Raw genomic sequence first — 8956 nt, 5'->3', positions numbered from 1 at the left:
GCGGGCCGCGGGCATCGCCCCATTTATCCACGCCAAGCCCGTCCCCTCCACCCCGGGCGTGACTTTCGATACGATGTGGCGGGTCGTGGGCGCGACGCTGGCGCGCGTCGCGCGCGGCACCGCCGAGGACATCGACCGCGCCGCCACGGCCGCTGCGCTCGCCTTCAAATCCTGGCGCGACATGGGCCCGGCGATGCGGAAGAAACTGCTGCATCGCGTGGCCGACGCCATCGAGGACAATGCCGAGGACATCGCGGTGCTCGAATGCATCGACACCGGGCAGGCCTATCGCTTCATGGCCAAGGCCGCGATCCGCGCCGCCGAGAATTTCCGCTTCTTCGCCGACAAATGCGCGGAGGCTAGAGACGGCCTCAACACGCCGAGTGACGAGCACTGGAACATCTCGACCCGCGTGCCGATCGGCCCCGTCGGCGTGATCACGCCGTGGAACACGCCGTTCATGCTCTCGACCTGGAAGATCGCCCCCGCTCTCGCCGCCGGCTGCACCGTCGTGCACAAGCCGGCCGAATGGTCGCCAGTCACGGCTGACATGCTGTCGAAGCTGGCCAAGCAGGCCGGCATTCCCGACGGCGTGCTCAACACCGTCCACGGCTTGGGCGAGGAAGCCGGCAAGGCGCTGACCGAGCATCCCGCCATCAAGGCGATCGGCTTCGTCGGCGAGAGCGCAACGGGATCGGCGATCATGGTGCAGGGCGCGCCGACCCTGAAGCGCGTGCATTTCGAGCTCGGCGGCAAGAACCCGGTGATCGTGTTCGACGATGCCGATCTGGACCGTGCGCTCGATGCCGTCGTGTTCATGATCTACTCGCTCAACGGCGAACGCTGCACGTCGTCGAGCCGCCTCTTGGTTCAGGCCAGCATTGCCGAGAAGTTCACGGAGAAGCTGATCGCGCGCGTGAAGGCGCTGAAGGTCGGCCATCCCCTCGATCCCGCGACCGAGATCGGGCCGCTGATCCACGAGCGGCATCTGGCGAAGGTCTGCTCCTATTTCGACGTCGCGCGCCAGGACGGCGCGACGATCGCGGTCGGCGGCAAGGTCCATGACGGACCGGGCGGCGGACATTATGTCGAGCCGACGCTGGTCACCGGCGCGCACGGCAAGATGCGGATTGCCCAGGAGGAGGTGTTCGGCCCCTTCCTCACGGTGCTGCCGTTCAGGGACGAGGCCGATGCGATCGAGATCGCCAACGACATCCGCTATGGCCTGACCGGCTATGTCTGGACCAACGACGTCGGCCGCGCGCTGCGGGTCGCCGATGCGCTGGAGGCCGGCATGATCTGGCTGAACTCGGAAAACGTCCGCCATCTGCCGACGCCGTTCGGCGGCATGAAAGCGAGCGGCATCGGCCGCGACGGCGGCGACTACTCATTCGACTTCTACATGGAAACCAAGCACGTCTCGCTGGCGCGGGGCACGCACAAGATTCAGAAGCTGGGAATTTAACGCCTCGTCGTTCCGGAGCGCGAAGCGAATCCGGAACCTCGAGATTCCAGGTTCGGCTCTGCGAGCCGCCCTGGAATGACGACCGAGCCGAGGGGAAACGCCAATGCCCGTACCGCAACACATCTTCGAGCCGCCGTTCAACATCATTCGCTCCAGCCATGTCGTGCTCGACGTGACCGATTTGAAGCTGAGCCGCGAGTTCTACGAGACCATTGTCGGCCTCCATGTCGAGGATGCCGACGAGAAGGTCGTGTACTTGCGTGCCGCCGAGGAGCACCAGCATCACTCGCTGGTGCTGCGGAAGGCCGCGGTGCCCGCTTGTAACAGGCTCGGCTTCAAGGTCGGCAACGACGGAGATCTCGACAAGGCCGCCGCGTTCCTGTCCGAGAACGGTCTTAGCTACGCCTTCGTCGATCAGCCCTTCCAGGGCCGCACCCTGCAATTCACCGACCCCTTCGGCTTCCAGATCGAGCTCTATGCATCGATGGACCGGCGGCCGCATCTCTTGCGTCGTTACGACCTCTATCGGGGCTGCCATCCGCAGCGGCTCGATCATTTCAACGTCTTCGCCGCCGAGGTGCAGGACACCGTCGAGTTCTACGCACGGCTCGGCTTCCGCCTCACTGAATACGCCGAAGAGGACGGACCGAACGGGCGCATCGCCGCCGCCTGGATGCATCGCAAGGGCAACGTCCACGATTTTGCGATCACCAATGGCAAGGGCCCTCGCCTGCATCATTTCGCCTATTGGACGCCGACGGCGATGAACATCATCCATCTCTGCGACGTCATGGCCTCCCAGGGCTTCGTCAAGAACATCGAGCGCGGCCCCGGACGCCACGGCATCTCGAATGCGTTCTTCCTCTATGTCCGCGATCCCGACGGACACCGGCTCGAGCTCTACACCAGTGACTACTTCACCGGGGATCACGACCACGAGCCGCTGCGCTGGTCGTTGCGCGATCCGCGCCGCCAGACGCTGTGGGGCGCGCCTGCCCCGCGCTCATGGTTCGAGCAGGGCTCGCCATTTAGCGGTCAAGCCGTGCGTGAGCCGAAGTTTGTGGCTGACGTGCTGGTGGCGGACTAAGCGATGAGACTCCCTCGCCTCGCCACGTATTCCGCAAATGGTGATGTCAGCTACGGCGCCGTCCTGGAGGGCGGCATCGTCGATCTCTCCAAGCGCTATGCCAAGGACTATCCGACGCTGCGGGAAGTGATCGCGGCCGGAAAGCTCGCAAGCTTTGCCGAAGAAGCCGCCGGCCGCACGCCGGACCACGCGCTCAGCGAGATCACCTGGCTGCCGCCGGTGCCAGCGCCGGAGAAGATCATCTGCATCGGCGTCAACTATCCTGACCGCAATGCCGAATACCGGGATGGCCAGGACGCGCCGAAATATCCGAGCATGTTCATGCGCTCGCCTCGCTCCTTCGTCGGCCACGACACGCCGCTGGTGCGCCCGCGCGCCTCCGCGCAGCTCGACTATGAAGGCGAGATCGTGCTGGTGATCGGCAAGCAAGGCCGGCATATCCCCGAGAGCGCTGCGCTCGATCACATCGCGGCATTGACCCTTTGCAACGAAGGCTCGGTGCGCGACTGGCTGCGCCACGCCAAGTTCAACGTGACGCAGGGCAAGAACTTTGATTCCAGCGGCAGCCTTGGCCCGTGGCTGGTGCCCTACACGACGGAAGCGCAGATCGCGGACATCAGGCTCACCACGCATGTCAACGGCGAGCTCAGGCAGGATGATCGCACCAGCCGGCTGACGTTCCCGTTCCGCTATCTCTTGAACTATATCTCGACCTTCGCAACCCTCGTCCCCGGCGATATCATCGTCACGGGCACGCCGACCGGCGCCGGCGCCCGGTTCGATCCGCCGCGTTACCTGAAGCCTGGCGACGTCGTCGAGGTCGAGGCCGAGGGCATCGGGCGCCTGCGCAACTTTGTCGTCGACGAAGCCTGACCAACCATCGAAGTGGAATGATGCAATGACCACCCTCACCGGCGGCGAAGCGATCGTAAGCGGCCTGGTCGCCCACGGCGTCGATACCGTGTTCGGCCTGCCCGGTGCGCAGGTCTACGGTCTGTTCGACGCCTTCCATCAGGCCCAGCTCAAGGTGATTGGGGCACGGCACGAGCAGGCCTGCGGCTACATGGCGTTCGGCTATGCGCGCTCCAGCGGCAGGCCCGGCGTGTTCAGCGTGGTGCCCGGTCCCGGCGTGCTCAATGCCAGCGCGGCGCTGCTCACCGCGTTCGGCTGCAACGAGCCGGTGCTGTGCGTCACCGGCCAGGTGCCGACTCAGTTTCTGGGCAAGGGCCGCGGCCATCTGCACGAGATGCCGGACCAGCTCGCGACCTTGCGCACCTATGTGAAATGGGCCGATAGAATCGAATATCCCGGCAACGCGCCGACGGTCGTCGCGCGCGCCTTCCAGGAGATGATGTCGGGCCGGCGCGGCCCCGCCTCGGTCGAGATGCCCTGGGACGTCTTCACCCAGCGCGCCGACACCGCTGCTGCCCAGGTGCTGGAGCCGCTGCCCGCGCCGCAACCCGATCCTGATCTCGTCAAGCAAGCCGCCGCGCTGATCAAGGCCAGCAAGGCGCCGATGATCTTCGTCGGCAGCGGCGCGATCGATGCGCGCGAGGAGATCCTGGAGCTCGCCGAGATGATCGATGCGCCCGTCGTCGCCTTCCGCAGCGGCCGCGGCATCGTCTCCAACGCGCATGAGCTCGGCCTGACCATGGCCGCGGCCTACAAGCTGTGGCCGAAGACGGACCTGATGATCGCCATCGGCACCCGCGCCGAACTGCCGGCCTCCGGCTTCCGCTGGCCCTATCAGCCCAGCGGCCTCAAATCCATTCGCATCGACATCGATCCGGTCGAGATGCGCCGCCTCGCCGCCGATGTCGCGATCGTCGCCGACGCCAGGGATGGCACCGCCGATCTCGTCAGCGCCGTTAACAAGGCCGGCTACGCGAAGAGCCGTGGCCGCCGGGGAGAGATCCGCGAGGCCACCGCGACCGCGCAAGCCGAGATCCAGCGCATTCAGCCGCAGATGGCCTACCTCAACATCCTGCGCGAGGTGCTGCCGGCGAATGCGATCGTCACCGATGAATTGTCGCAATTCGGCTTCGCCTCCTGGTACGGCTTTCCGATCTATGAGCCGCGCACCTTCATCACCTCGGGCTATCAGGGCACGCTCGGCTCGGGCTTCCCGACCGCGCTTGGGGCCAAGGTCGCCAATCCCGACAAGCCGGTGGTGGCGATCACCGGCGACGGCGGCTTCATGTTCGGCGTGCAGGAGCTTGCCACCGCCGTGCAATTCAACATCGGCGTGGTGACGCTGGTGTTCAACAACAACGCCTACGGCAATGTCCGCCGTGACCAGCGCGAACGGTTCGACGGCCGCGTGGTGGCGTCCGATCTGGTCAATCCGGATTTCGTCAAGCTCGCGGAGTCCTTTGGCGTTGCGGCGGCGCGTGTCACCGCGCCGGATCAGTTCAAGGCGGCGATGGAAAAGGCGCTTAGCCACAGCGGGCCGTATCTGATTTCGGTCGAGGTGACACGGGACTCGGAAGTCAGCCCGTGGGCGTTCATTCATCCGCCGAAGCCGTGATGTCGTTCCGGGGCGGCTCGCAGAGCCGAACCCCGGAACCTCGAGATTCCGGGTTCGCGCTTGCGCGCGCCCCGGAATGACTTCTCCTCACCGCGTCCTTCGAAACGTCAGATTGATCCGCTTCCGTCCCAGCAGCGCGTCCTCGCCTTCGGCGAGCGGCGCGACGCCGTGATAGGCGAGCCTGCTAGGCCCACCCCAGACCACGACGTCGCCATGCACCAGCCGGAAACGGCGGGGCTTGTCGGCGCGCGCGAGGCCGCCGAACAGGAAGGTCGCGGGCAGGCCGAGCGAGACCGAGACGATCGGCGCCGAGTAATCCAGCTCGTCCTTGTCCTGATGCAGCGACAGCCGCGTGCCGGGCTCGTAGCGGTTGACGAGACAGGCATCGGGCGCAAAGTCCTGGAAGCCGCCCTGCTCCGCCGCGCTTCGGGCGAGATCGCGCAGCACCGGCGGCATCGCCGGCCACGGCGCGCCGGTCCGGGGATCGATGGGATCATAGCGATAGCCGGTGTGATCGGTGATCCAGCCTCGCTCCCCGCAATTGGTCATGGCCACAGACATCAGATGGCCGCCGGGCGTGGTCATGCGGCGGAACGGAGATTGCGCCACGACGGCGCGCACCGCGTCGATCAGCTCGTTCTCGATCGGCCTGACGAAGCCGCGCAACAGCACGGCGCCGTCGGCGATCACCTCGCGCGACGGCTGTGCCTCGGCGACGTTGTCGAACAGATCAGCCGTCAATCGCAGTGCTCATTTGGCATCATGGAAGATCACACCCAGCGTGTGGCGCTGACCGGACCTGATCCGGCTGACGCCATGGCGCAGATTAACGCGGTAGGTACCGCGTGTCCCCTGCACCGGGCGGTGATGCACAGCGAAGGCGACCGCATCCCCCTGCGCCAGCGGAACCACCTCGGCGCGGGACTGCATGCGCGGGCGTTGTTCCGTCAGCACGAACTCGCCGCCGGTGAAATCGCGGCCCGGCTCGGACAGCAGGATCGCAACCTGGAGCGGGAACACGTGCTCGCCGTAGAGGTCCTGGTGCAGGCAATTGTAGTCGCCGGCCTCATATTGCAGCAGCAGCGGCGTCGGCCGCGCCTGCCCGGCCTCGTGGCAGCGCTTCAGGAAGGCCGCATGTGAGGCGGGATAGCGGATGTCGATCCCCATCGCCTCGTTCCAGCGATTGGCGACGCCCTGAAGCTGCGCGTAGAGCGCCGGGCGCAGCTGCGCAATCAGGTCGGGCAGCGGATAGGAGAAATATTTGTATTCGCCGCGACCGAAGCCATGGCGGCCCATGACGATGCGGCTGCGGAAGCCTGCGTCGTCCGGATAGAGCGCGGCGATGGTGCGGCATTGCTCCGGCGTGAGCAGGCCCTTCAGGACGGCGCAGCCCTGGGTGTCGAGCTCGCTGGTGATTTGGGGCCAGTCGAGGGCGTCGATGTGAGCGGCGAGGTCAGGAGCTGCCGCACGGCCGGCGGTCTTGGCGATTGCTGTCATGGACGGATTTTCGCTCCAGAGCGCGCTCTGCGCCACCCGATTTCCGTGCGGCCCAACGGCCCCAATTCCGTCCGGTTCCAACGCGAATTTGTGCCCGCCCCGCTCCTTCAGTCTGCACTTGATGCGCAAATTTCTCGTCATTGTTGCCAAGACGATGCTGGCCCTGCTCTCGCTCGCGGGTGTGGGCCTGCTCGCCTTGTCCGCTTGGCTGGTCTGGCATTATGGCTACGGCATCGGACTTCCGACCGAAGCCCAGCTCGCGGCGGTTTCGCCGACTGGTCCAGCGTGCAGAAACGATCCAAAGGGCGCCTACATTCCCCTCGTCGATATTCCGCCTCTGCTCCGGGACGCCGCGATCGCCTATGCGCAACCCGACTTCTATGCAGCCTGGACGTTGAATCCGATTGCCGAGATTGCGTTCGCCATGGGCACTGGTCGGAGACCCCGGCCGGCCGGCGTGACACAATCTGTCGCGCGCTGCCTGCTGTCACTCACCCTGGGGAATGACCGGCAGATCGACCCCATCGCCTCGATCTACTTCATGCAGCGGGTCACCCGCAGCCTGTCCCGGGACAGGATCCTCGAGATCTATCTCAACGAAAGCTATCTGGGGCACAGTGCATATGGCGTGGCGGCCGGGGCTGGGGCCTACTTCGGAAAGCCGCTCGCGGACCTTGCTGTCGACGAGGTCGCATTCATCTTGACGCGCGTGCGACAACCTTACCCGAGTCGATCTTTCGACACGCCCTCGCGAGATTATGCCATCGATCGCATGCAGATAGTTGGATTGATCAGCGAGACGCAGGCGGCAGCGGCGAAGAGCCGGCCGCTGCTGCTCAAGGACGCGCCGGGCGCTCAAGCCCAGCCGGTCAATCAATGACGACGCCGATCAGCCCAGCACCGGCAGCGTCACCACATCATAGCCGTGCTTGATCGTCCGCTTCAGCACGGGGTCTTCCAGCTCGAACTCGAACCGGTCGGCGGGGCGGATGCCGCCCTTGGCGGCGAAGGTGCCGCCGAACATGGCGCAGCCGTTGGGGAACTTGCCGTTATCAAAGCCGCGCGCGATGAGCTCCCTGACCGGCAGCATCGCATCCAGCGTCCCCTCCTGGTAAAGCACGCGCTCGCCCTTGATCGTGGCGTAGGAGCGCAGGATCATCTTGTCCCAATGGCCGATGACGTCCTCAAGCTCCCACAGCGTCGAGGCGATCGGCTTGTCACACATCTGCTTGGAGACCGTGACGCTGTAGGCCTCGACCTTGCGATCGGTGTGGTCGGAGCCGCAGCCGACGAAGACGCGGCCCTGCCAGCCGATCAGCACGAACTCGACCTCCCCGGAAGAATCGCCGCCGGTGCATTCGATGCTGTCTTCCTGGGTCAGCCGCCGCGCGGCGCCGCGATAGTAGATCGGGGTCGAGGCCGGCGGGGCGATGCCCATCTCCTGCAGCTCCTTGATGTGCTTGTCGCGCGCGACGGGATCGCGGCCGGTCCAGCCGGCGATGACCATCTGGTCGATCGCCAGCGTCAGCGGCGTGGTGGTGTCCTGGGCATCGACTGTGAAAGTGAGATCAAACACGAATGACGGCCTCCATGCCGGCAGCAAGCTCGAAAATGCGGTGATCCGATCCGCCGGCGCCCGCCAGCATCAGGCCGACGGGAATTTCGCCCTGGCGATGCGCGGGCAGCGAGATGGCGCAACCGTCGATCATGTTGATCAGGGTGCAGTTGCGCAGCGCCCGCAGGTTCTCTTTGGTGAATGCCTTGTCGTTGGCGAGGTCGGCGATCTTCGGCGGCGTGTTGGCGGTGGTCGGCAGCACCAGCGCATCATAGGGCGCGATGCGCGCATTGACGCGGGCGATCAGCGAGCGGCGCTCGTTGAGGAGATCGATGTAATCGGCCGCGCTCTGCGCCTCGCCGCGCATGATCCGCACGGAGACCCTGGGGTCGTAGACGTCGCCCTTCGCGGTGAGGAGATAGCGATGCCAGGCGTAGCTCTCGGACGCGGCAAAGCCGCCCTTGGCGTTCATTGGACCGATGTCGTGGAACTCCGCCATCTCGATGCGCTCGATGATGGCGCCGTGATCGGACAGCGTCTTCAGGGCGCGTTCGAACGTTTCGGCCACCTCTGCGTCGAGCTCGTCCAGCGCGATCGTGGTCGGCACCGCGAGCCGCATGCCCTGGATCGGCCGCGGCTTCAGCGGGGCGATCGGCTCGTTCGCGAGCACCGCGTCGAGAATGGCACAGCAGCTGACCGATCGCGCCAGCGGCCCGATGCTGTCGAGCGAGAACGACAGCGGCACGGAGCCATCGAGCGGGACGCGCCGCTGCGTCGGCTTGTAGCCGACGATGCCGTTGAAGGCCGCCGGAATCCGGCAGGAGC

General features: G+C 65.8%; 9 protein-coding genes. 5 read left to right on the top strand and 4 right to left on the bottom strand.

Annotated features, from left to right (window positions below):
• The 4 genes from hpaE to MOV74_RS23000 form a co-directional block, all read left to right on the top strand.
• Window positions 1-1465 (top strand): 5-carboxymethyl-2-hydroxymuconate semialdehyde dehydrogenase (hpaE, locus tag MOV74_RS23015; RefSeq protein WP_246927351.1); only part of this gene is annotated, 1465 nt, incomplete at its 5' end.
• A gap of 103 nt (window positions 1466-1568) precedes the next feature.
• Entirely contained in the window at window positions 1569-2552 is a 984-nt protein-coding gene (gene hpaD, locus MOV74_RS23010) for a 3,4-dihydroxyphenylacetate 2,3-dioxygenase (RefSeq protein ID WP_246927348.1), read from the top strand.
• A gap of 3 nt (window positions 2553-2555) precedes the next feature.
• Window positions 2556-3425 (top strand): fumarylacetoacetate hydrolase family protein, encoded by an 870-nt coding sequence (locus tag MOV74_RS23005; protein WP_246927345.1) that lies wholly within the window; start codon window positions 2556-2558, stop codon window positions 3423-3425.
• A gap of 25 nt (window positions 3426-3450) precedes the next feature.
• Window positions 3451-5079, top strand: coding sequence for a thiamine pyrophosphate-dependent enzyme (locus MOV74_RS23000; protein WP_246927343.1), 1629 nt, complete (start codon window positions 3451-3453; stop codon window positions 5077-5079).
• A gap of 87 nt (window positions 5080-5166) precedes the next feature.
• Here MOV74_RS23000 and alkB read toward each other — a convergent pair whose 3' ends face one another.
• Together alkB and MOV74_RS22990 are read right to left on the bottom strand one after the other, a co-directional pair.
• Window positions 5167-5820 (bottom strand): DNA oxidative demethylase AlkB, encoded by a 654-nt coding sequence (gene alkB, locus MOV74_RS22995; RefSeq protein WP_246927340.1) that lies wholly within the window; start codon window positions 5818-5820, stop codon window positions 5167-5169.
• Window positions 5821-5829: 9 nt separating this feature from the next.
• Window positions 5830-6576, bottom strand: a complete 747-nt coding sequence (locus tag MOV74_RS22990; RefSeq protein ID WP_246927338.1) for a 2OG-Fe(II) oxygenase — start codon at window positions 6574-6576, stop codon at window positions 5830-5832.
• Between MOV74_RS22990 and MOV74_RS22985 the strand changes: the two genes are divergently transcribed.
• Window positions 6575-7456, top strand: coding sequence for a transglycosylase domain-containing protein (locus MOV74_RS22985; protein WP_246927336.1), 882 nt, complete (start codon window positions 6575-6577; stop codon window positions 7454-7456). The genes MOV74_RS22990 and MOV74_RS22985 overlap by 2 nt on opposite strands.
• 9 nt (window positions 7457-7465) lie before the next feature.
• Here the strand turns inward: MOV74_RS22985 and MOV74_RS22980 are convergent, their stop codons facing one another.
• Together MOV74_RS22980 and MOV74_RS22975 are read right to left on the bottom strand one after the other, a co-directional pair.
• Window positions 7466-8152 carry a DUF2848 domain-containing protein gene (locus tag MOV74_RS22980; RefSeq protein ID WP_246927324.1) on the bottom strand — a complete coding sequence of 229 codons (687 nt, stop codon included), beginning with the start codon at window positions 8150-8152 and terminating at the stop codon, window positions 7466-7468.
• The coding region (locus MOV74_RS22975) for an amidase family protein (protein WP_246927322.1) at window positions 8145-8956 on the bottom strand (812 nt) is incomplete at its 5' end. The genes MOV74_RS22975 and MOV74_RS22980, both read right to left, overlap by 8 nt.

The sequence above is a fragment of the Bradyrhizobium sp. SHOUNA76 genome (genome assembly GCF_023006445.1).
GTDB lineage: Bacteria > Pseudomonadota > Alphaproteobacteria > Rhizobiales > Xanthobacteraceae > Bradyrhizobium.
This window is presented reverse-complemented; position numbering and strand designations above follow the sequence as displayed.